The organism is Pseudoalteromonas carrageenovora IAM 12662, from assembly GCF_900239935.1.
GTDB classification, from domain to species: Bacteria; Pseudomonadota; Gammaproteobacteria; order Enterobacterales; family Alteromonadaceae; genus Pseudoalteromonas; species Pseudoalteromonas carrageenovora.
In genome coordinates this window covers 524801-548114 of record NZ_LT965929.1, presented here as the reverse complement: position 1 = coordinate 548114, position 23314 = coordinate 524801, and the positions used below count along the sequence as shown (strand labels likewise).

Genomic DNA, 23314 nt, shown 5'->3' with positions numbered 1-23314 from the left:
ACTACACACGGGAAATCAACAATATGACTAAGCTTCGACTTTCGAAATTAACTGGTGCTGTAATTTTAGCGCTAGGTGTTTCTACAAGTGCAATGGCTGCTGATACCTCATCTGCAATGCGAGGTAAAATTACAACGCCTTCAGGTGGCAATGCTGCAAACGTTAAAATAAAGGTTGTTCACCAACCAACGGGCACTATTAGTGAGTTAACTACAAACGAAAGCGGTACTTTTATCGCTAACGGTTTGCGTGTAGGTGGTCCATACATGGTGATCATCGACTCAGATACGTTTAACGACACAACTGTTGAAAATATTTTTCTAAACCTTGGTGAAACATATCGTTTAAGCTCACAGCTATCGCCACTAAATATCGAAAAAATTGAAGTTTCTGGTTATAAAATTGTTCAGCAATCTGGTGGCTCAAGCAGCACTTTTGGTTCTGATACTATAGAAAACATGCCAAGCTTTAATCGTGATATTAAAGATATTGCACGTTTAAACCCACTTGCAAGTATTAATGGTAATGGCGAGCTAACGTTTGCAGGAAGTAACCCTCGTTCAAACGGTTTAACTGTTGATGGCATTGGCCAAAATGATGACTTTGGTTTAAGTTATGGCGGCTACCCAACTTCTCAACCACCAGTAGCACTTGATGCAATTGAGCAAATTTCTGTTGATGTGTCTCCGTTTTCTGCTTCTAAGGGTAACTTTGGTGGCGGTACTATTAATGCGGTAACAAAGTCTGGTACAAATGAGTTTAAATTTTCAGGCTTTTATGAAATCTCTACACCAGATATAGCTGGTGATGTAGATAGCATTTCTCAAGTATATGCTGATGGTAGCCCTGTTTTAGATGAAGATGGACACCGTACTTACGTTGTTGAACAAGTTGAGCCTATTCAAACTGAAAAGCGTTATGGTTTTAATGTTGGTGGACCATTAATTGATGATACTTTGTTTTACTTTGTAAACTACAACAAGTGGACAAGTGAGCTTGATTTAGATTACGGTTTTGAAGGCTCTGGTGCAACGAATGAATATGATGTAACAGAAGAAAGCTACAACCAATTTATTAATATTTTAAATAATGAATACGGTTTAACCGACTCTCTAGGTGGCGACCCTGAAGACACAAACGAGTCATTGCTTGTTAAATTAAGTTGGAATATTAATGATGATCATCGTTTAGATTTCACTTACCAATGGCAAGACGATAAAGACGAAACAAATGTCGGCACTGGCGGCAGTACAGTTAGCTTAGCGTCAAGCCGTTATACTTACGCTACTAAATTCAATAATTTTGCGACAAAATTATATTCAGACTGGAATGAAAACTTCTCAACAGAAATTGGCATTGCTTACAAAGATGTATCATCAAGAAGCTTAACTAACTCTGATATTGGTTTTGTGAAAGTTGAAGAATACTTCCGCGGCCCAGCTTATGAGTTTGGTACAGACGAATTCCGCCATGCTAACAGCTCTTCTACTGAAAACTTAACACTTACTTTCGATGCTACTTACTTAATGGATGAGCACGAAATTAACTTTGGTATGCAGTATGAATCGCTAAATTTATATAATTTATTTGCATCTAACTCATTGGGTTCTTGGGAATTTGATGACTTCGAAGGTTTTCAAAACCGTGAAGTGGGTAACTTTAGAGGTACATACGACTTTTCTTACAGTAATGCGTACACAAATAACCCAAATGACACTGCATACGATGCAACACGTAACCAGTTAGCACTTTATATTGAAGATACTTTTTATGTTGGTGATGATTTAGAAGTAACAGCGGGCGTTCGTTATGAGCGTTTATCATCAGACGATAAACCAACTTTAAACGAAAACTTTTTAAGTACTTACGGCTTTAGCAATCAAGAGAATCTTGATGGCTTAGATATAGTTTTACCGCGTATTGGCTTTAAATATTATGCAACTGAAGCATTAACCATTAATGGTGGTATAGGTCGATTCCAAGGTGGTATTCCAAACGTTTGGTACAATAACTCTTTCCAAAATGACGGTATTACATTTGTTGAAGCACCTCAAAGTGCTATTAATGATTATTACGCCAACAACCAAGCCGATATTACGCAAGTACCTGACACTATTAAAAACACGTTAGTCCAAGGTGCGGGTAGCACAAACTATGTAGACCCTGATTTTGAGCTTCCATCAAGCATTCGAGCTCAAGTTGGTTTCGAGTACGAGTTTGACTCAGAATTACTTGGCGAAGGCTTCAAATGGCAGGCTGAAATTGCTTACCATAAAAAAGAAAACGAAGCTGTATGGCATAACACGGCTATAAACCCAATTGGTGTTGCTGCTGATGGCGAGCGTGTAATCAACGAAAGTATTTATACTGGCGACCTTGCTGATAACTTTGATATTGCAATGACTAATTCATCTGACGATGGACGTTCAATCATTATCTCTACCGGCATTGCAAAAGAGTTTGAAAATGGCCTGTATGTTTCTGCAAGTTATGCACATCAAGACGTAACTGAGGCATCATCTGGTTCATCTTCTCGTGCTCAGAGTAACTACCAATACAATATTACACGTAACCGTAATGAAGACTTTGCAGATCGTGGTTCATACGAAGTAGAGCACAGTTTTAAAGTAAACCTAGCGTATAACACTGAATTTTTCAGTGGCTATGCAACTAAGTTTAACGTGTATTTTGAGCGCCGCTCTGGTCGTCCATTTAGCTACACTATGGGTATGTATCAAGATAGTGACCTAGGTGACACACGCGACTTTTACTCAAGCTCAGCTTACCTAGCTTACATTCCAACGGGTGCTGATGATCCAAATGTGAATTGGGATGAATCTGGTTTATCTTGGAATGAGTTAGAAACACTTCTAAATCGTGCTGGTATCTCAGAACGTGGTGAAATCTTAGGTCGCAACTCAGGAACTCAACCTTGGGTAACTACTATGGATGTAAGCATTAAGCAAGAAATCCCAGGTTTTGCTGAAGGTCACAGTGGTGAGGTTTACTTCATGGTTGATAACTTCGCAAACTTATTAAACAGTGATTGGGGCGTAGAAAAACGCTTAGGTTTTTCTGACCAAGCTGTTTACGACTTTGGCGGTTTAGATGACGAAGGTCGTTATATAATTGATGGCAAATTTAATGGTGCTGATGTTCGTAATTACAGCCAATATCAAACGAGTTCATCTGCTTGGCAAGCTAAAGTAGGCATTAGCTATAAGTTTTAATATTAGTTAACTAATAATTTAAGCGCATTCGTAGCTAAATAAACTTAATTAAACCCATTGCAACTTTGTAGTGGGTTTTTTTGTATAAGGCACATCAATTTCACATGTTTGTCATAAAAGCCCCGTAATATATCTCCCGATATAGAGTTATTACTCAAAAAAAGTCTAAATAGTCATAAACATAGCAATTTATTAAAAAAATATTACAGTTGTATTTTATTTGTAACGAATAAATAAGGTACACTATGTAAGAATTTTGAACTAAGTAGGTTTTAAACTTATTTAGATTAAAATTTTAAAATAAAAATATATAAAAATTTAATTAATAACTACACGGGAAAATTAAATGAAAACTCAATTACGCAAAACAGCTCTTTCACTTGCTATTGCAGCATGTGTTGGTGTAAGTGGCGCAGCAATGGCTAACGAAACGACCTCTGCAATTAAAGGTCAAGTTACTGGTCCTAACGGCAACCCTGCTGCAGGTACTAAGGTAACAATTTTACACGTACCTTCTGGCTCAGTAAAAACAACTGAAGTAAATGACGCTGGTTACTTCACAGCTAAAGGCCTTCGTGTTGGTGGTCCTTACAAAGTAGTTGTAGATTCTGATGTGTATGCAGATCAAGAATTCAATAACATTATATTAAACATCGGTAACGATTACCCTGTAAACGTGTCTCTTGAGCCACAATCAAGCATGGAACAAATTGTAGTAACAGGTGCGCCAATCAGCTCTATGTCTGGTGGTACTGGCCCAGCGTCTACATTTACACTTACAGATCTTGAAAACACGCCTGCAATTAACCGTGATTTAAAAGACATTATTCGTATTGACCCACGTATTACAATTGATGACAGCCGCGGAACAATCAACTGTGGTGGTGGTAACCCTCGCTACAACAGCTTAACGCTAGATGGCGTTCGTATGAACGATAACTTCGGTTTAAGCTCAAACGGTTACCCAACTATTAACGCTCCTTTCTCTTTCGATTCAATTGAGCAAGTATCTGCTGAACTAGCACCATTTGATGTGCAATACGGTGGTTTTACATCATGTAACATTAATGCTGTAACTAAATCAGGCGGAAATGAAGTTCACGGTGGTGTATTCTTTGATTATACAAATGACTCTATGCAAGGAGACTCAATTGAAGGTGAAGATTACGACGCAGGCAATTACACTGAGAAGCGCTACGGCTTTAACGTTGGCCTACCATTAATCGAAGATAAACTATTTTTATTCACTTCATATGAAAAGCTTGAAGGTGTACAACAATTTAACTACGGTGGCCTGACAAGTGGTAGTGTTACTGCTGATGACCTTTCTCGAGTTCAAGCGGCATCACAATCTCTATATAACTACGATGCAGGTGGAATGCCATCTAGCTCACCTATTGAAGATGAAAAAATCTTAGTTAAATTAGATTGGAACATCAACGAAAACCACCGTGCTAACATCATTTATAACTACAATGATGCATTCACTATTTCTCAATCAGATGCTGACAATGATGAGCTTTCATTATCTAACCACTTCTATGAGCAAGGTGCTGAATTCACCTCAATCATCGCCTCTGTTTACTCAGATTGGTCAGATGATTTCTCTACTGAAGTTCGTATAGGTAAATCGGAACTAGATGCTCGAGTTGAATCTTTAGACGCAGCGAGCAGCTTTGGTGAAATGCAGATTAGCACTGAAAACGGCGGTACAATCTATATTGGTCCAGATGACTCTCGTCAATCTAACGATTTAAACTATGACACAACTACAGCTAAATTTGCAGCTACATACTATCTTGACCAACATACAATAACAGCAGGTTATGAGTATGAAAATCTCGAAGTATTTAACCTATTCGTACAGCATACCGAAGGTGAGTGGCGTTTTGATTCTGTTGAGGACTTTGAAAACGGTCAAGCTGCACGTATCTACTATAACAATGCTGCAACTACAAATGATCCAAATGATGTAGCAGCAAGCTTTGAATACGCACAACATACAATGTATGTTCAAGATGAATACAGCTTCACTGACATTGATGCAAGCATAACATTTGGTCTTCGTTATGATAAATATACTAGTGATGACAAACCAAATCTCAATAAAAACTATACTAGCCGATACGGCTTCAGTAATCAAAGTACCTTTGACGGTATCGATTTAATTCAACCACGCGTTGGCTTCCAGTGGTATGCAACAGATGCACTTGAAGTTCGTGCTGGTGTTGGTCTGTTCTCTGGTGGTAACCCTAACGTTTGGTTATCTAATTCTTATTCGAATGATGGTATTACGCAAATCGCCTCTCAAATTCGCGGTGTAGATTTATTCAATACACCAAATGTAAACGGCGGAACACCAGGCTACGAAGTACCACAATCACAATTTGATACCATAGCTGGAACAGAAATTGGTTCAGGTGATTCAAATGTAAATGCTGTAGACCCTGATTTTGAATTACCATCAGAGTGGAAGTACTCTTTGGGCGCTACTTATACTACCGAGAATGACTACGTAATATCACTTGATTACTTATTCTCTAAGAAGAAAGATGCTGCTACTCTAATAGATCTTGGTTTAGTTAATTCTGGTCAAACTACATTTGATGGACGTCCATTATATACAGGTAAAGAAGATACTCTAAATCCAGGTGAAACTCGTTCACGTGATTACCTACTTACAAATGTAAGTGGCAATAGCGGTGACTCGTCTGTTATTTCATTGGGTATTAGTAAACAGTACGACAATGGCATTAACGCTAGCTTTGGCTACGCGTACACAGATTCAAACGATGTTAATCCGATGACTAGTTCTGTTGCTGACTCTAATTACAGTAATTTAGCACTAACTGACCCGAGTAATCCTGGTGTAGCTACATCAGATTATGAAATCCCACATCGCTTTACTCTTACACTTGGCTACTCACATGAATTCGTAGATGGTTTTGCTACCCGCTTTAATTTATTCGGTGAAGCATATAAAGGTTTACCATATAGCTATGTATTCAATAACAGCGATAATACATTTGGTGATACCAATAACTATGGTTTTGGCTCTCGTCAACTGCTTTATGTACCACTTGAAAATGATCCTAACGTTGTTTATGACATGACCGCAGACGAAATAAATGAATTCAATGAATTTATTTCTTCAGAAGGATTAGAGCGCGGTAAAATTACTGGTCGTAATTCTCAAAATTCTGACTGGTTTGTTAAATTCAACTTCAAGTTAACACAAGAGCTTCCTGGCTTTATGGAAGGTCACAAAGGTGAAGCATTCTTCGTAATTGATAACCTAACAAATCTACTTAATGACGACTGGGGTGTACTTAAAAAAGGTACTTTCGTAGGAAACCGTGTTGTATCAACGTCTATTGATGATGAAGGGCGCTACGTTTACTCTGGTTTTAACTCAAATAACGTAGGTACTACTACTGAAAATAGCGCCTCGGTTTGGCAAATGCGTGTAGGTGTTCGTTACACTTTCTAATTTAATCACTTAAATTAGTTAATACTTTAAAAGCCCACTTTGTGGGCTTTTTTATGCATTTAATTTATTATTTAGCTTTTCAATTACAGTATTTAATACTTGGTATTCATCATCAGACAGCCCACTCAATAATTGCTTTTCCCAGTTAATTGCTTCAATCGCAATTTTAGAATGGAAAGACTCACCTTGCTCACTTAACATAAGCAATGCTGCGCGTTTATCGTTTTCATTAAGCTTGCTGCAGACTAAATCTTTATTAACAAGTGCTTTCACAGCTCTAGATACCGTGGATTTATCCATACTTGCTTGAATACATAAATCCTTTGCATTACTTTGCCCGTACTGCGCTAAGTTAGCAAGCACGCGCCACTGCGGTATATTTAAGTCGTATTTATCTTGATATACCTGTGCAAAATCATTACTAACACGCGTTGCTATATTAGTTAGTTGGTAGGGTAAAAATGTCTCTAAATTTAACTTCACTTTTAAACACTCCTAAAAACATTTGATAAATATGCTGTTCACTTTTATTTACAGCGTTGGTTAAGTGGTTGTTTGATATTGCTCTCACTTGAGAGTATCTTAGCTAAATACAAATAATAACTCAAAACATAACAACACTACCCCACTCTCACAGGAGCCTGTTATGAACACACAGCTAACTTATATGACCGGTTTTGGTAATGAATTTGAAACACAAGCGCTACCCGGTGCACTGCCTATAGGCCAATTTACTCCACAGAAAGTTAAGTATGATCTTTATACTGAACAATTTAGTTCTACCGCATTTACAGCTCCAAGAGCCGCAAATCGTAGAACGTGGATGTATCGACTACGTCCTTCGGTATTACAAGGTGATTACCATGCAATTGATAACGGCCTTATAAGAACAGCCCCTATTACTGAGGCCGTTACACCACCCACTATGCTACGGTGGAATCCTATTGATATTCCAACAAAGCCCACAGATTTTATTGATGGCTTAATAACAATGGCTGCAAATGGCAGCGCTAATGGTCAATCGGGTATTGGTATTCATGTTTATGTAGCTAACAACTCAATGCAGGGTCGCTATTTTTATAATGCCGATGGTGAAATGCTGTTTGTACCTCAGCAAGGCGAATTGCTATTACACACTGAGTGCGGAAAGCTGACTGTTAAGCCTGGTGAAATTGCAGTAATCCCACGCGGGATAAAGTTTTCAGTTGATTTACTAAACGATACTGCGCGTGGTTATATTTGTGAAAACTACGGCCATGCGTTAGAGCTTGCTGAGCGCGGACCGGTTGGCGCAAATGGTTATGCCAACGACAGAGATTTTCAATATCCTGTTGCTGCATTTGAAGATAAGGAAGGCGACTTTGAGTTAGTTTCTAAATTTAATGGTAATTTATTTAGCTGTGAAATAAAGCACTCCCCTTTTGATGTGGTTGCATGGACAGGTAATAGTGCGCCTTATAAATACGACTTATCTCGCTTTAATGTTATAAATACAGTGAGCTTTGACCACCCAGATCCTTCTATATTTACTGTACTTACATCACCATCAGCGACAGAGGGAATGGCAAATGTTGATTTTGTGATATTTCCACCACGCTGGATGGTTGCTGAGAATACCTTTCGCCCACCTTACTATCATCGTAATATTATGAGTGAGTTTATGGGCTTGATTGAAGGCGTATATGATGCAAAAGAGCACGGATTTGTACCAGGAGGCGCTAGTTTACATAATTGTATGTCGCCACACGGTCCAGAAGCTGATGTATTCGAAAAAGCGTCAAACGCAGAGCTTATTCCACAAAAATATGAAAATACGCTCGCCTTCATGTTCGAATCGCGCTACATCATTTCACCAACTAAATATGCACTTGAAGGACACGAGCGCCAAACAAACTACACAGACTGTTGGCGTACTATTAAAAAACAATTTAACGGTGCAGAGGACTCATTATGAAACTATATAGCTATTTTCGGTCATCAGCGGCTTATAGAGTACGTATAGCGCTTAACTTAAAGGCAATAGATTATGACCTTGCAATAGTTAACCTATTAAAGTCGCAGCAATTAGATGAGGGCTATTTAGCCGTTAACCCTCAAGGCTTACTCCCGGCTCTTGAAACCGAAGAGGGCTATTTAGCACAGTCTCTTGCAATAATTGAGTGGCTTGATGAAACCTACCCGCAGTCGCCAATCATTGCAGGCTCAGCGTGGCAAAAAGCGAAAATACGAAATATTAGTTATGCCATTGCCTGCGATATTCATCCAGTAAATAATCTACGTGTTTTAAAGTACTTATCGAACGAATTAAACGTTGATGATGAGGCTAAAAACAAATGGTATAGACACTGGATTGAAATCGGCTTTGAAAAAATTGAATTAATGCTCAGCGATAGTAGTGATTACTGTGTAGGTGATCAGCCTACTCTTGCTGATATTTGTTTAGTGCCTCAGGTATTTAATGCTTTACGTTTTAAAGTAGATATGGCTGCATATCCTAAAATAGCAGCCATTTATGAACGCTGTAACAAGTTAGCGGCATTTGATGACGCAGCACCACAAAACCAGCCTGATGCTATTTAATTTTGCAGTGCGCTGTGAATAACAGTGACATGTTCAATCAAATCTAAGCCCAGATCAGTTAAGTAACCGCCATCAGGGCTATCTATAATACCTTTATCGAATAAACGCTGCGCAGCACTAAGTAAGTTAGCCTCTGCGTCTGAGTGTAGTTTTATCCCCTGCATTTTACTGTCGCGAGGAAATTTAGCTAATAGTGTAAATTCGTCAATCATAGTTTGGTTAAATTGCATGTGTGTGCACCTTTTTATTGTTCTGTGTTTAAGTCAGTGTTGTATAAAGCTATTACTTACCCTAGCATGTTTTTTCGTACCGTGTACTATTTTTAAACTATCATTCTATTGAGGCCAAAAATGTATAATAAAATAGCGCTTATCATCAGCCTTGCTTGCTTAAATATTGTAACTAATAGCCATGCAAGTACAATTAAAACACACGCCATAATTGATGCAAATGAGCTTTCAAACCAAGGCCGAAGTTGTTGGTACGATAATAAGAGATATAGCGAAGGCGCACTAATTCAAATTCATTCTTTTACTTTATTGTGTGCTCTTAAAAAACCTGAGCATAATAACAGTCAGCTCATTTGGCTTAAAATTGATAAGCAAGGTAATGCTATTTATCCTAAAAAGCCTAAAACCATTACAGTGAATTAGCGCTAAAAGCTGATTTAAGCTACAATGCACGCAGTTTAAATAAGTAGTATTACTATGAATAATCAACCTAAAAACCCTTTACACGGGGTAACGTTAGAACAAATTATTGTTGAGTTAGAGCAACGACTTGGCTGGAGAACGCTAGGCGAGCAAGTAAAAATTAAATGTTTTACTGATTCGCCCAGTATAAAGTCGAGCTTAAAATTTTTGCGTAAAACGCCATGGGCGCGAGATAAAGTTGAAGCCCTTTACATACACACTATAAATAATAAGCCTATTCGCAAACCAAAAAGCGCACCAAAAGAGACCTCTTCTAAAGCGCCTGATACAACAGGGTTTGTTTGGCCATCAATTAAAAAATAATATAAAAAAGGAGCTGATTTAGCTCCTTTTTTGATTGTAGCAAGCGCTATCCTATTGCTCTTTGCAAATTACATTTAATGAAGCAGGTTCAATAGTTATAACCAGCTTTTTAGCGGTTTTAACTTCACCATCAAGTACATACTTGAGATCTCCTTCCCCAGTAATTTCTACTTTTTTTGCGTTAGTATGATGTGAGTTAATAGCAAGCTGAGTTTGCGTCAAGCTGCTGAACATTAATTCTGCAATACTAAGGACCGTTGTTGAATCCTCTTTGTTTGGCGTTAACCAATTTACGTCAAGTAAGCCATCACTGTGATCTGGTTGCCCGCCACCTTGAGCTAATAACGTTGTAAAAGGCGCTGCATTAGCTACTATAAAGCTGTTGGTACATATTTCTTGAGGCTCATTATCATCAATCTTAACATTCAATAGCTGAGACTTTTCTTCGCCAAAAGCCTCAAAAAAACCACTTAAATACGCTAATTGCCCAGATTTATTTTTAGACTCTCTATCCGCTTTTTCTATCATTGACTGCTCAAAACCAATGCCTGCGAGTAAAAGTACTAATTCATTGTTACAGTATGCGGTATCAATTAAACTTGTTTGACCATCAATAATTAAATCGCAGGCCTGTTCAACAGGAATTAATTTAGAGCTTATTCCCATTAATACATGAGCTAAGGCGTTAGCGGTACCTAGTGGTATTATCCCAAGTTTAAATTTTGTATTTATTAGTACACTGGCAACTTCTGTAACGGTACCATCACCACCACAGGCAATCACAATATCTGGGTTATGTTTTATTGCTTGTTTAGCAAGCTCAACGCCGTTTACGTCTTTTGAAGTAGTAAGTATTTTTAAATCGTAATAGGCTGACAAACGAGCAACTATTAAATGCTCTTTTTCCTGCCACAAGCGCGTACCCGATACAGGATTAGCAATTAACACTGCTTTATTTTTAATTACCAATTCACCTTTTTTATGACGTTTGGCTAAATGACGTAGTTGATGTTTATTTAAGTTAGCGGTTTCACGCGTTTCTTTAATTTGCGCAAGTACTTCATGCACATCAGCATTTTTGTTTTGGCTAAGTAAATAAGCAGCCATAACAAATACAGACCTTCCACGACCCAGTGCACAATGCACAACTACCCGACGGTCTTCTTTGATATGGTTATGTATCCAGTTAATGGCCTGATTTAACTGTGAATGAGTAGGAATACTATGATCGAGCACCGGAATGTTTAAGTAATTAATGTTCTCTTGCGTTGAACTCCATTCAAGTCCATCAAACTCACACGTTACATCCAAAATAGCTGTAATACCGTTGTCTTTTAACGTGTCTATATCTGAGGGGAATAAGCGACAGGCTAAAAATAAGTTATCGTTAATTTGCTGAATAGGCGGTACTTTATCGTGCTTACGCGACCAGGCATTATAAATTTGTACTCCAAATAAAAATGGTACAAATGCCCAGCGTATATAAAATGGGATGACTCCATTTTCTCTTTTTCTGAAAATTTTAGCGGCATTAAAAATATAAGCAGCGCTTACAAGCAAAAGTGAAAGCGCGGTCCAATAAAAAACAATAGCAAAATAAACAGAGCTCACTTCCCATCCGACAAAAATAAGTAGTAGCGCTAATAGTGAATAACTAATTGCAGCCCACATAACTTCTCCTTTTTATAATATTATTCGTTTTTATAAACGTTATTACTTGTCTACCTGCAAATATCGCGCCATCAAAACCCTTTGAAATATACATCTTTTAAATCGTAACAAGCTGATTAATAAGAATATAAATAAAATACAGTTCTCCTGAACAACGAGCTTATGCATTTTTTACACAGTTATAGATAAATTATTCTCAAATGTTAATAATTTAACTATGATCGTTTAATCCTTGTACTCACGTATAAAGGAGCTAATCTGTAAAGCAATAATAATTTTTGCATCCAATTCCCACCTTTAATCGTTTACTCACTGATAATAAGAAAAACAGGAACCCTATGGACAATGACGAATTACTCCCTCTTTTGTGCGCAACAGCACAAGGAGACAAAAATGCTTTTTCGAGTTTATACCAGCTAACTAGCGGCAAACTGTTTGCGATTAGTTTAAATATGTTAACCAATAGAGCTCATGCAGAAGAGGCATTACAAGATGCTTTTATTAAAATTTGGCACAACGCATCAGAATATAATGCCTCAAAGGGGACGGTTATAAGTTGGATGATAAGCATTGTAAGGTATCGCAGCCTCGATTCGCTGCGCTATCACAAAGTTCGCAAAGAGCAATCGTTAAGCGACAATGAATATGATACGCAAAGTATTGATATAAATTACGATGAAGAAACAAAACTCGTTAATTGTATAGAGCAACTTGAGCCGCAACAAAAGCAGGCTATTCATTTAGCCTATTACAAAGGGCTGAGCCATAGTGAATTAGTGGATCATATAGAAACACCGCTAGGCACAGTTAAAAGTTGGATCAGGCGTGGGCTGTTACAGCTACAAAGGTGTTTAACATTATGAACTATGACAAACCAGAGTTACTTGACTCACTTGCAGGGCAGTATGTACTAGGTACATTAAGAGGATTAGCACGTAAACGTTTTCAACGTTTACTGCTTACCTCTAATAAAGCACGTGAAGCCACCAGCATGTGGGAGCAAAATTTAAATAATTTAGCCAGTGCCATTACACCAAAGATACCTAACGACGAAGTATGGGTGCAAATAATGCAGCGGATTGAAAATAAACCTCAGTCTAGCAAAACGGTAGTACATACTAAGCCTTCAATTTGGCGTACGTGGTCTTTTGTAGCAACAGCAGCATGTATTATTTTAGCCTTTTTGGTTATTCAGCCTACGACCAGTGTTAAGCAAACTGAGCAAATTGCCTTAGTACAGAACCAAGATAAACAATCGCTATGGTTTATCGATGTAAATGCACAAGGGCTTGCTATAAAAGCCAGCAGCCAATTAGTTGCACAAACAAACAAAGATTATGAGCTGTGGATGATTTTAAAAGGCCAAGACACGCCAATATCTTTAGGCTTGCTACCTAAACAAGGTGATAAACTCTTGTTGAAAGATAAACGCTTTAAAGCTTTCGACATCGCGTTACTAGCAGTAAGTTTGGAGCCTATCGGTGGCTCGCCTAATGGTTTACCAACCGAGGTGTTATACACGACTGAGTTAGTACTGCTTTAACTTTTTTAACCTCTTATTGGCTGCTTTTTTATAAGCAGCCAACTTTCTGTTTTAACTATTTTTAACAAAAAATAAAATAAATTTAACTTTTTTGCATCCAACTTCAATTCTGCTTCGTTATTAGTTATGACTTCAATCAAAACTAAAGGACAAAGTCATGAAAGCTTTAACTCCATCAATACTCGCAGTAGTAGTATGCAGTACATTTGTAAGTGCACCAAGTGAGGCATCTAGCCACAGAGAAGCGCCAAATATAAGCCGTTTCCCGACTTTAGATTCAACCGATTTCTATGTTTTTAACAGTTACGAGCAAGGCCGTGGCGATTACGTCACATTTATTGCTAATTATATTCCACTTCAAGATGCTTATGGCGGCCCAAACTATTTTGCTATGGACCCTGACGCAACTTACAGCATTCATATTGATAACGATGGTGATGCTGTTGAAGATATTACATTTGCGTTTAACTTTAAAAGCATGCTCCCTAACGATAACCAAGGTGTGCAATTAACCGTTGGCCCAGAAGGTAACCAGCGTACTGTATCTGTCCCTCTTAAAAATGTTGGCGGTGTAGCAGCAGGTAATGATAGTGCAGCCAACTTTAGTGAATCCTACACTATGAGTATGATAAGCGGAGCACAGCGCACAGGTGAGACAACAGTATTAAATAACACCACTTCAAACTCTAGCACCTTCTCTAAGCCTTTAGATTATGTGGGTGATAAGACGTTTGGCTCAATGAGCGATTACCAAGCTTACGCAGATCAATTTGTTTATCAGGTATCTATTCCCAATTGTGATTCAATGGCACAGGTTTTTGTAGGGCAGCGTAAAGACCCGTTTGTAGTTAACTTAGGTAAAACATTCGATTTGGTAAACTATGTACCAGTTGAAGGTGATAGTGCGCCGGGTGCTGGCGATGGCGGTGGTTTCCCTGGTGGTATTACACAATCGGCAGATAACGACGACCTAGCTGATAAAAACGTAACATCAATTGCAATTGAAGTACCTAAAAGTTGTGTTACCGGCGAAGGTAATGGTGTTATTGGTTCATGGACAACGGCAAGTTTACCGCAAGCGCGCATATTGAACCCTAACGCTAAATTTGCAAACAACGCGGTTAATGGCGGCGCTTTAACGCAAGTTTCACGCTTAGGTAACCCATTAGTCAACGAGCTTGTAATTGGTATTAAAGATAAAGACTCATTTTCAAGTGCTCAGCCACAAGATGATGCTCAATTTTTAGATTATGTATCTCACCCTTCTTTACCTGAACTATTGAATATTTTATTTAAAGATGCAGTAAATACAACGCTTGGTGCAAATCTAGAAACCCTAGCCCCTACTAACTTTCCGCGTACTGATTTAATCACTGCATTTTTAACAGGTTTTGCAGGTGTTAACCAACAAGCCACAGTAACCCCTTCAGAAATGTTACGTTTAAATACAGGTATTGCAGCAACACCACAAGCTGATCAATCAGCATTTGGTGTAGCAGGCGATGATTTAGCAGGCTTTCCAAATGGCCGTCGCCCAGGTGATGATGTTGTAGATATTGCACTTCGCGTTGTTATGGGTCGCTTATGTCATCCTATTCCTGTAAATGGTGAAGAAACTAACCTTGGTCTTTGTACACCAGAAGATGCTAACACAGGGACAGTTCCATTTACTGATGGCGCACCTGTTGATGCAACTATGATGGACTCAACATTCCCATACCTTGCAACTCCCCTTGCAGGCTCTAAATAAGGAGTTAACTAATGCGTAATTTTAAAACTACCCATGTATGTGTATTACTTAGCGTATTAACACTTGGGGCGTGCAGTAGCGATGATGATAATAAACAACCTACACCGGTTGTAAATACAGCGCCTACAGCAAGTGATGTAATGCTTAGTACACAAACGGAAGTAACGATTACCGATATGCTCAGTGCCAGCGATAACGATGGCGACTCATTAACGTACTCATTAACGAGTGAGCCATCACTGGGTGTAGCGACAGTAAATAGCGACGGTAATTTTACTTACACCCCTAATAAAGAAGCGACTGGCTCAGATAGCTTTGTGTTTGGGGTAACTGATGGTGTTAATGCACAAGTAACCGCTACGGTTAGTATTTCAATAGATGCTCTAGAGGTTGATTTTGCGCAATTTGCAACTGACGCTTTTAACCAAAGCCCAAATGCAGAGCCGCTATCTGTAAATGGCAGAGTGTTTACCAACACAGATACCGACGTTGATGGACTTATTTCAACAAACGGTAATTAGTAATTAAGCTGATGGCCATGGATGGCTTTTTTCAAAGGATATAAACATGCATTTTTCAGTATTTAAACCCGTAGTATTTATAGCTATAAGCATAACCTCTTTAGGGCTAAATGCTGCACCTTACACGCCAAAAGAAGATGCAGTAATTGCAACAAGTAACTCTACTCTTAGCGCTTCTCTTACCCTTGAAGAAATAAATGCCTTAGTTACTAACAGCCAATATGCAGGTCAAACAGAGCGCTTACAAGGTTTATTAAAAACGCGTTTAGCACAATTATATAAACAAACTCCATCACCTCAAATTGGCTATTTATATGCAAGAGTGCTGCAAAAAGAGCACCTTTTTGAACAAGCAATTACTGTAGCGAATGAAGTTTTAATTAGCGAACCTAACCATAGCAACAGTCATTTATTATTAGCTAATATATACATGGTTCAGGGGCAGTTTTTAAAAGCAAAGCAACATTGCATTGCTTTAATTTCTCACGTAAGCACAATTACTGCAAGTACCTGTGTGTTAGACGTACAAAGCCAGCATCAAGATTTATTAAAAAGTTATCAAGCATTAGTCAAAATAATTAATAATAAGCCCACTAGCTTTGCTACAAAACATGTTTTGAGCGAAATGAGCTATCGCCTTGGGAATTACAAACAAGCACTCTCACACTTACAAAGTGTTAATTTAGTAAACGCCCCAGTAAGCCTTATTGTTTTGTGGGCTGATATTCACCTTGCTCTTGCTCTGCATACCGATGTTTTAAATACATTGAGTGCATTACTTCCTGATAAAAATAATTTAGAAGATGCTATTTTGCTAAGACTCGCCATTGCAGAAAAAAAATTAAATAAAACAGGTAAAAAATGGCAAAATCTAATGGCGCAAAGAGTTACACTACGTGAGCTTCGCAAAGATACGTTTCATGCGAGTGATTTAGCTAAATATTATCTAGACGTACAACCTAATCGCGACAAAGCACTTTACTGGGCTCATATTAATTGGCAGCAGGCCAAAATGAGCGCCGATGAGCAATTACTCATTCAAGCCCAAGCGATGTAAAGAGACACACTATGAAAACGCCTTATCTATTTATAATGACTTTAATGCTATGCATTTTTTCAATGAACAGCTTTGCTCATCAGTTAAGCACTAGTTATATTACCTTAAATAACAACGCCCCCTCCAACCAATACGCGGGTAATTGGCAAATTAACATTACCGATTTAGAGCATGAAGTTGCCCTTGATTTAGATAAAAATGGGCAAATTTCGTGGACTGAAATAAAAGCCAAACGCGGCTCAATTACGCGCTTCGTTAACGATAATCTAAAGGTTACACAGAATGATCAGTTGTGCCTTTTAAAAAGTGAAGGGACATACCAGCTCGACAATCATTTCAATCAGCCTTATTTAGTCATTCCGCTTTTATTTAATTGCAAAAACGTATCGCCCATCACACTTACTTATTCAGCCTTTTTTAACACTGATGCAAACCATAAATCTATTGTAAATATTAACGACGTATCACGCGTATTTAGTACCGACGATGCTAAACAAACATTTAGCTTTGAGCAATCAAGTTACCTCAGTACGTTTAATCAGTACGTGTATCAAGGTGTTTTACATATTTGGATTGGTATTGATCATATTTTATTTTTAATCGCTTTATTACTTACCTGTGTATTAACTCGCAGCAATAAAGCATGGCAAGGGATCAGCTCTAAAAAGCAAATAATTAAGCATACCGCCTGGATCGTCACTGCCTTTACCCTTGCACATTCTATTACACTTACCGCCACAGCTATGAACTTAGTCTCGCCAAATAGTCGCTGGGTAGAGCTTGGAATTGCTTTATCAGTGCTTTTTGCAGCTTTAAATAATGTCTGGCCACTTGTACTTCGCTTAGGTTGGCTAACATTTGCTTTTGGGTTATTACACGGTATGGGGTTTGCCAGTGTATTAGGCGAGCTTGGCCTTTCTAGCGATTACCAATTACTCAGTATTTTGGCATTTAATTTAGGCGTTGAAATAGGCCAGTTGAGTATATTACTCATTGCTTTGCCAGTATTAATCTATGCGAGAAACTACACATGGTATAAAAAATGGGTTATGCCTATGGGGTCTGTCGCTATTGCAATCATTGCGTTGCAATGGTCAATAGAGCGTTTTTAAGGTATTGAGCAAATAAGCTAGCCAAATTTGGCTAGCTTATTGTTTAGGGGTAAAAAAGTGCGACTACGCTTCATCAAAAGGCATTAATAATGTTTTCATTGCTGGGCGTAAAGCGATTAAAACGGTCTCTTCTGTTAATTCAGGATAAAGTACCTTTCGCAGTAATAACCCTGCCATCATCGAAAAAATAACGTTAATGCGGCTTTCAAGCTCCTGCTCTTCAATATTTTTTAGTGTACTTCGCTCACTTGTTAAAAGCTGCCTCATACGTGTGCGTGCTTGAATATCCATATCGCGCAGCAGTGAAGCTACTTTAGCGTTACGACCTGCTTCAGCCATCATATCTAAATCAACTACACATGCCCCTGTGTCCATATGCCTTTGAACACCAATGTTTAAGCCATCTAAAAGAGCTGCTAAAACATCACCAGGGTGATCTTCAAACTGTTGGAAGATAGAAAACATTTCTTCCATGTCTTTTTCAATAATGCTTTCTATAATTGCTTCTTTACTTTCAAAGTAATTATAAATATGGCCTGCACTCATCCCTGCCGTTTTAGATATTTCAGCCATGCCTGCACCGTGGTAACCTTTTCGGCGAAAACACTCTGCAGCAGCTGTTAGTATTTGTTCGCGCCTAGCTTGCGCTATAGCGGGATCTGTTTGCCTTTTTGCTTTAGGCTTCATGTTCAACTCCACTACCAAGTCATAAACTCAGTAAAGCAAGAGCTATAAATAGTCTCGCTATATAAATATGTAATGCGGCTTTAAAAGCCGCAAATATTATTTCTCTTCCTGAGCTGTTTCACTGGTTACGTTCCATCCGCCACCAAGCGCTTTGTACAAATTAATTTGGCTTGCAAGATACGCTTGCTGACCCGAAATTAATTGTTGCTGCGCGCCGTACCACGTACGCTGAGCATCAAGTACTTGCAAGTAGCTATCTGCGCCTTTTTCGTAACGCATTTTTGATAAATCAAACGTGATTTGTCGGCTACTTATAAGCATATCAAGCGCACTTAGTTGCTCTTGGTAACCTTCTCTATCAGCAAGTGCATCGGCAACTTCGCGAAACGCATTTTGAATTTTTTGCTGGTACGTTGCCACCGCAATTGCTTGATCGGCTTTTGCCACATCAAGATTTGCTTGGTTACGCCCCATATTAAAAATAGGCAAGCTAATTGAAGGTACAAAGCTCCACGTACCCGAACCCGAATCAAACAAACCACTTAAGTCGCTTGAAGCGGTCCCTGCATTAGCCGTTAAGCTAATACTTGGGTAAAACGCAGCACGTGCAATGCCAATATTCGCGTTAGCTGCTAGTAGTAAATGCTCAGCCGCTTTTATATCTGGGCGCTGCGAGAGTAAGTCAGACGGTAAACCTACCGGTACTTCTGGCATACTAATCAGATTGGTTAAATCTTTAGTTGGCAGTAAATCGGCCGAAACAGGCTTGCCAACTAACAAATCAAGCGCGCTTTTATCACGCTTAAGTAAACGTTTGTAGGTCGCAATATCTACTTTTGCTGTAGCAACGGTGCTTTTAAGTTGCTCAAGTGTAATAGAAGACGTTGCACCTAAATCAAAGCTTTTTTGCGTAAGCGAAAGTGATTCTTGCTGCGAGGTTAATGTTTCTTTTGCAAGCTCTAGCAACTGTAAATCTGTTGCATAGTTAAGCCATGCATTAGCAAGTTCTGAAATTAACGATACCTGCGTGCTGTACTGGCTAAGCTCTGTAGAGTATAAGTTTTGCAGTGCCTGTGCTGACTGGTTACGTACTTTTCCCCAAATATCAAGCTCATATGAGGTAATACCAACAGTTGCACTATACTGCGAACTAATCGCTGCTTCACCCGTGCTTGATAAATCCCCAGGTAAACGCTGGCGTGTACCAGAGGCATTTAAATCAAGTGATGGATATAATGCTGAGTCTTCAATTTGATAAAGCCCACGTACTCGCTGCACGTTAAGTACTGCTATTTGTAGGTCTTTATTATGCTCAAGGCTTTGGGTAATTAATGTTTGCAGTTTATCGTCATTAAAAAACTGCTGCCAGTTTAGCTGCACAGCTGAAGCCTGCTCAGTACCTGATGCATATGCATCAGGTACTGGTAAAGCAATATCTTTTTGTTCTGGTGCTAATTGGCAACCACTTAATATAAGTAATGTAAGTGCACTTAGGCTGAAGGATTTAATGCTCATTGTGCGCTCTCCTTAACTGTATCATTCTTTTTGCCAGGGAAAACTTTACGCACTAACACAAAGAATAACGGTACAAATACCACCACTAAAATTGACGAAGCGAGTGTGCCACCAATTATAGAAATACCCAATGCGTTTTGTGCACCCGAACCTGCGCTTGATGCAATGGCTAGCGGTAAAACACCACAAATAAACGCTAAAGAAGTCATCAATATTGGACGTAAACGCAAGCGCACAGCCGCAATAGCAGCATCCACTAAGCCCAAGCCTTCATCCATTTTATGAATCGCAAATTCAACAATAAGTATCGCATTTTTAGAGGCGAGCCCTATGGTTGTTAGTAACCCTACCTGCAAGTAAATATCGTTTGATAAGCCGCCTCCAAGCGCTGCCATAATTGCACCAAATATACCTAAAGGCACAATCATCATTACTGCAAATGGTACCGACCAACTTTCATAAAGTGCTGCTAAACATAAAAATACAAACAATAATGACAAGCCATACAACAATGGTGCCTGGCCACTGCTAGAGCGCTCTTGGAATGAAATACCGGTCCACTCAGATGCAATACCATTTGGTAGCTGCTTAACTAAACGCTCAATTTCGTCCATTGCTTGGCCTGTACTGTAACCTGGCGCAGCACTACCTTGAATTTCCATTGCAGAAAAACCATTGTAGCGCTCTAGTCGTGGCGAGCCATATGTCCAAAATGAACTAGCAAATGCTGAAAACGGAACCATGTCGCCACTATCATTACGTACATACCATTTGTTTAAATCCTCAGGTACCATGCGCGAATCGGCATCACCTTGTAGATATACTTTTTTAACACGGCCACGGTCAATAAAGTCATTTACATAACTACTACCCCACGCGGTGGCAAGCGTACTGTTAATATCTGCTTGCGATAAACCAAGTGCTTCTGCTTTTGCTAAGTCAATATCAAGCTGTAGCTCTGGCATATCTTCTTGACCATTAGGACGCACGCCAGCGAGTATTGGGCTTTGCGCAGCCATTCCTAATAACTGATTTCGTGCAGCTAGCAGTGCATCGTGCCCTAACCCTACGCGGTCTTGTAAAAATACATTAAAGCCGTTGGCTGTACCTAGCTCTACAATTGCCGGTGGTGGAAAAGCAAATACAAATGCCTCTTTAATTGTTGAAAAATAGCCCATTGCTTTACCTGCAACTGCTTGCACAGATAAACCATCACCTTGGCGTTCATCCCAGTGCTTAAAGTTAACAAAGGCAATCGCTGAGTTTTGACCAGAACCTGCAAAACTAAAACCAGTTACGGTAAAAATACCGTTTACTGCATCAGATTGGTCATTCAAAAAGTGATTCTCTACCTTTTTAACAACTTCAAGTGTTTCTTGTGTTGTAGAGCCTGCTGGTAATGATACTTGGTTAAACAAAATACCTTGGTCTTCATCAGGTAAAAATGCCGTTGGCAAGCTTGAGAATACATAAACCATTCCGCCTACTATCACCCCATAAATAAGCAAGTAGCGCTTAGATAAATGGATCATACGACTCACAAAGCTTTGAGCACCTGAGTTTGTTTTATCAAAACCACGGTTAAATCCGGTGAAAAACTTACCAAATAGAGAGTCGTTATTATGAACGTGGCTTGGCTTTAAAAGCGTTGCACATAAAGCAGGCGTTAAAATTAGCGCCACTAGTACCGATAAGCCCATAGCTGATACAAGCGTAATCGAAAACTGACGATAAATAATACCCGTTGAGCCACTAAAAAAGGCCATTGGAATAAATACCGCTGAAAGCACCATTGCAATACCAACCAGCGCACCTTTAATCTCATCCATCGATTTACGCGTTGCTTCAAGCGCAGAGAGTTTTTCTTCACTCATTACACGTTCAACGTTTTCTACTACAACAATCGCATCATCAACTAATAGGCCGATGGCCAGTACCATAGCAAACATAGTTAATGTATTTATTGAGTAACCAAAAGTATACAAAATCGCGAATGTACCTAGTAGTACAACAGGTACCGCTATAGTTGGGATAAGCGTTGCGCGGAAGTTTTGTAAAAATAAGTACATTACAACAAATACCAACACAATCGCTTCAATGAGGGTATGTACTACTTTTTCAATTGATAATGATACAAACGGTGTCGTGTCGTAAGGTACGACGACATCTAAGCCTTCAGGGAAGTATGGTTTTAACTCTTCAATGGCTGCTTTTACACCGTCAGCTGTATCAAGTGCGTTAGCGCCACTAGCAAGTTTAATACCTAAACCCGATGCTGGTTGACCATCGTAACGTGCAACTACGCGGTAACTTTCGCCGCCAAGCTCAACACGCGCAACATCTTTAAGACGCACAAAAGAACCATCTGCATTTGTTTTTACTAAAATTTGTTCAAACTGCTCAGCAGTTTGTAAACGACTTTGCGCTGTAACAGTCGCGTTTAACTGCTGCCCTTCAATTGCGGGCATGCCACCTAATTGGCCGGCAGACACTTGTGCATTTTGCGCACTAATTGAAGCGCTAATATCAGCAGGTGTTAGCTTGTAGTTTTGTAGTTTAGCTGGGTCTAACCACACACGCATAGCGTATTGAGAACCAAACAATTGTACTTCACCTACCCCTTCAACGCGCGACACAATGTCTTGAACGTTTGACGAAACATAATCACCAATATCGATATTGGTCATGCTGCCATCTTTTGATACAAAACCTAAAACCATCAAAAAGTTACGTGCAGACTTGGCGACAGTTACACCTTGCCTTTGTACTTCTTCAGGTAAAAGAGGTGTAGCGGTCGCTAATTTATTTTGCACTTGTACCTGTGCAATATCAGGATCTGTTTCGGCACTAAATGAAAGTGTAAGTGTTGCTGAACCACTCGATTCAGACGTAGATGACATGTATAGCAAGCCATCAAGCCCTTTCATTTTTTGCTCTATTACCTGCGTAACCGTATCTTCAAGCGTACGAGCAGATGCGCCTGGATACGTTGCTGTAATACTAATTGCCGGCGGTGCAATTGACGGATACTGAGCAATTGGCAAACTTTGAATCGCCAAAATACCCGCTAGCATCACTACTATTGCCAGTACCCATGCAAAAATGGGTCTGTCGATAAAAAATCGTGACATTAAAACTCTCC

The 23314-nt window shown here is 39.1% G+C and carries 18 protein-coding genes; 12 read left to right on the top strand and 6 right to left on the bottom strand.

Going from position 1 to position 23314, the window contains the following annotated elements:
- The first annotated feature begins 23 nt into the window (after positions 1–23).
- Positions 24–3230, top strand: a complete 3207-nt coding sequence (locus ALFOR1_RS18740; RefSeq protein WP_058549839.1) for a TonB-dependent receptor — start codon at positions 24–26, stop codon at positions 3228–3230.
- Between the two features lie 346 nt (positions 3231–3576).
- A complete protein-coding gene (locus tag ALFOR1_RS18735; RefSeq protein ID WP_104644025.1) occupies positions 3577–6720 on the top strand; it encodes a TonB-dependent receptor in 3144 nt (1047 codons plus the stop codon).
- A 51-nt stretch (positions 6721–6771) separates the two neighbouring features.
- Here the strand turns inward: ALFOR1_RS18735 and ALFOR1_RS18730 are convergent, their stop codons facing one another.
- Complete coding sequence (locus ALFOR1_RS18730; RefSeq protein WP_104644024.1) at positions 6772–7203, bottom strand: MarR family winged helix-turn-helix transcriptional regulator; 432 nt, start codon at positions 7201–7203, stop codon at positions 6772–6774.
- A gap of 163 nt (positions 7204–7366) precedes the next feature.
- On the opposite strand from ALFOR1_RS18730, the gene hmgA reads away from it, so the two are divergent.
- Together hmgA and maiA are read left to right on the top strand one after the other, a co-directional pair.
- On the top strand, positions 7367–8674 hold the full coding sequence (hmgA, locus tag ALFOR1_RS18725; protein WP_104644023.1) for a homogentisate 1,2-dioxygenase: 1308 nt from the start codon (positions 7367–7369) through the stop codon (positions 8672–8674).
- Complete coding sequence (maiA, locus tag ALFOR1_RS18720) at positions 8671–9300, top strand: maleylacetoacetate isomerase (protein ID WP_104644022.1); 630 nt, start codon at positions 8671–8673, stop codon at positions 9298–9300. Before hmgA ends, maiA begins: the two co-directional genes overlap by 4 nt.
- Here the strand turns inward: maiA and ALFOR1_RS18715 are convergent.
- Entirely contained in the window at positions 9297–9530 is a 234-nt protein-coding gene (locus tag ALFOR1_RS18715) for a TIGR02647 family protein (protein WP_058549844.1), read from the bottom strand. The genes maiA and ALFOR1_RS18715 overlap by 4 nt on opposite strands.
- Before the next feature lie 120 nt (positions 9531–9650).
- On the opposite strand from ALFOR1_RS18715, the gene ALFOR1_RS18710 reads away from it, so the two are divergent.
- Positions 9651–9953 (top strand): DUF1496 domain-containing protein, encoded by a 303-nt coding sequence (locus ALFOR1_RS18710; protein ID WP_104644021.1) that lies wholly within the window; start codon positions 9651–9653, stop codon positions 9951–9953.
- A gap of 54 nt (positions 9954–10007) precedes the next feature.
- A complete protein-coding gene (locus tag ALFOR1_RS18705; RefSeq protein WP_104644020.1) occupies positions 10008–10316 on the top strand; it encodes a VF530 family protein in 309 nt (102 codons plus the stop codon).
- A 51-nt stretch (positions 10317–10367) separates the two neighbouring features.
- Here ALFOR1_RS18705 and ALFOR1_RS18700 read toward each other — a convergent pair whose 3' ends face one another.
- A complete protein-coding gene (locus ALFOR1_RS18700) occupies positions 10368–11987 on the bottom strand; it encodes a diacylglycerol kinase family protein (protein ID WP_104644019.1) in 1620 nt (539 codons plus the stop codon).
- Positions 11988–12325: 338 nt separating this feature from the next.
- Here ALFOR1_RS18700 and ALFOR1_RS18695 point away from each other — a divergent pair, with 338 nt between their 5' ends.
- The 6 genes from ALFOR1_RS18695 (at position 12326) to ALFOR1_RS18670 (ending at position 17970) form a co-directional block, all read left to right on the top strand.
- Positions 12326–12850, top strand: coding sequence for a sigma-70 family RNA polymerase sigma factor (locus ALFOR1_RS18695; RefSeq protein ID WP_104644018.1), 525 nt, complete (start codon positions 12326–12328; stop codon positions 12848–12850).
- The gene (locus ALFOR1_RS18690) at positions 12847–13530 is read left to right on the top strand and encodes an anti-sigma factor (RefSeq protein WP_104644017.1); all 684 of its coding nucleotides are present in this window, start codon (positions 12847–12849) and stop codon (positions 13528–13530) included. Before ALFOR1_RS18695 ends, ALFOR1_RS18690 begins: the two co-directional genes overlap by 4 nt.
- Before the next feature lie 157 nt (positions 13531–13687).
- Positions 13688–15280, top strand: coding sequence for a DUF4331 domain-containing protein (locus ALFOR1_RS18685; protein WP_104644016.1), 1593 nt, complete (start codon positions 13688–13690; stop codon positions 15278–15280).
- A gap of 11 nt (positions 15281–15291) precedes the next feature.
- The gene (locus tag ALFOR1_RS18680; RefSeq protein ID WP_104644015.1) at positions 15292–15801 is read left to right on the top strand and encodes an Ig-like domain-containing protein; all 510 of its coding nucleotides are present in this window, start codon (positions 15292–15294) and stop codon (positions 15799–15801) included.
- A gap of 46 nt (positions 15802–15847) precedes the next feature.
- On the top strand, positions 15848–16858 hold the full coding sequence (locus ALFOR1_RS18675) for a tetratricopeptide repeat protein (RefSeq protein ID WP_104644014.1): 1011 nt from the start codon (positions 15848–15850) through the stop codon (positions 16856–16858).
- 11 nt (positions 16859–16869) lie between these two features.
- Positions 16870–17970 (top strand): HupE/UreJ family protein, encoded by a 1101-nt coding sequence (locus ALFOR1_RS18670; protein WP_104644013.1) that lies wholly within the window; start codon positions 16870–16872, stop codon positions 17968–17970.
- Positions 17971–18033: 63 nt separating this feature from the next.
- Here the strand turns inward: ALFOR1_RS18670 and ALFOR1_RS18665 are convergent, their stop codons facing one another.
- The 3 genes from ALFOR1_RS18665 to ALFOR1_RS18655 all read right to left on the bottom strand — a co-directional run bounded on the left by ALFOR1_RS18665 (position 18034) and on the right by ALFOR1_RS18655 (position 23303).
- The gene (locus ALFOR1_RS18665) at positions 18034–18657 is read right to left on the bottom strand and encodes a TetR/AcrR family transcriptional regulator (RefSeq protein ID WP_058549854.1); all 624 of its coding nucleotides are present in this window, start codon (positions 18655–18657) and stop codon (positions 18034–18036) included.
- A 96-nt stretch (positions 18658–18753) separates the two neighbouring features.
- The gene (locus ALFOR1_RS18660) at positions 18754–20172 is read right to left on the bottom strand and encodes an efflux transporter outer membrane subunit (protein WP_104644012.1); all 1419 of its coding nucleotides are present in this window, start codon (positions 20170–20172) and stop codon (positions 18754–18756) included.
- Positions 20169–23303, bottom strand: a complete 3135-nt coding sequence (locus ALFOR1_RS18655; RefSeq protein WP_058549856.1) for an efflux RND transporter permease subunit — start codon at positions 23301–23303, stop codon at positions 20169–20171. Before ALFOR1_RS18655 ends, ALFOR1_RS18660 begins: the two co-directional genes overlap by 4 nt.
- Positions 23304–23314: the final 11 nt, after the last annotated feature.

What these genes read in the sequence shown, in the direction of transcription:
- ALFOR1_RS18685 (WP_104644016.1), top strand. Translation starts at nt 13,688, where the DNA reads ATGAAAGCTTTAACTCCATCAATACTCGCAGTAGTAGTATGCAGTACA.
- ALFOR1_RS18700 (WP_104644019.1), bottom strand. Translation starts at nt 11,987, where the DNA reads ATGTGGGCTGCAATTAGTTATTCACTATTAGCGCTACTACTTATTTTT.
- ALFOR1_RS18715 (WP_058549844.1), bottom strand. Translation starts at nt 9,530, where the DNA reads ATGCAATTTAACCAAACTATGATTGACGAATTTACACTATTAGCTAAA.
- ALFOR1_RS18690 (WP_104644017.1), top strand. Translation starts at nt 12,847, where the DNA reads ATGAACTATGACAAACCAGAGTTACTTGACTCACTTGCAGGGCAGTAT.
- ALFOR1_RS18740 (WP_058549839.1), top strand. Translation starts at nt 24, where the DNA reads ATGACTAAGCTTCGACTTTCGAAATTAACTGGTGCTGTAATTTTAGCG.
- ALFOR1_RS18695 (WP_104644018.1), top strand. Translation starts at nt 12,326, where the DNA reads ATGGACAATGACGAATTACTCCCTCTTTTGTGCGCAACAGCACAAGGA.
- ALFOR1_RS18705 (WP_104644020.1), top strand. Translation starts at nt 10,008, where the DNA reads ATGAATAATCAACCTAAAAACCCTTTACACGGGGTAACGTTAGAACAA.
- ALFOR1_RS18680 (WP_104644015.1), top strand. Translation starts at nt 15,292, where the DNA reads ATGCGTAATTTTAAAACTACCCATGTATGTGTATTACTTAGCGTATTA.
- ALFOR1_RS18710 (WP_104644021.1), top strand. Translation starts at nt 9,651, where the DNA reads ATGTATAATAAAATAGCGCTTATCATCAGCCTTGCTTGCTTAAATATT.
- ALFOR1_RS18660 (WP_104644012.1), bottom strand. Translation starts at nt 20,172, where the DNA reads ATGAGCATTAAATCCTTCAGCCTAAGTGCACTTACATTACTTATATTA.
- ALFOR1_RS18675 (WP_104644014.1), top strand. Translation starts at nt 15,848, where the DNA reads ATGCATTTTTCAGTATTTAAACCCGTAGTATTTATAGCTATAAGCATA.
- ALFOR1_RS18655 (WP_058549856.1), bottom strand. Translation starts at nt 23,303, where the DNA reads ATGTCACGATTTTTTATCGACAGACCCATTTTTGCATGGGTACTGGCA.
- ALFOR1_RS18735 (WP_104644025.1), top strand. Translation starts at nt 3,577, where the DNA reads ATGAAAACTCAATTACGCAAAACAGCTCTTTCACTTGCTATTGCAGCA.
- ALFOR1_RS18665 (WP_058549854.1), bottom strand. Translation starts at nt 18,657, where the DNA reads ATGAAGCCTAAAGCAAAAAGGCAAACAGATCCCGCTATAGCGCAAGCT.
- hmgA (WP_104644023.1), top strand. Translation starts at nt 7,367, where the DNA reads ATGAACACACAGCTAACTTATATGACCGGTTTTGGTAATGAATTTGAA.
- maiA (WP_104644022.1), top strand. Translation starts at nt 8,671, where the DNA reads ATGAAACTATATAGCTATTTTCGGTCATCAGCGGCTTATAGAGTACGT.
- ALFOR1_RS18670 (WP_104644013.1), top strand. Translation starts at nt 16,870, where the DNA reads ATGAAAACGCCTTATCTATTTATAATGACTTTAATGCTATGCATTTTT.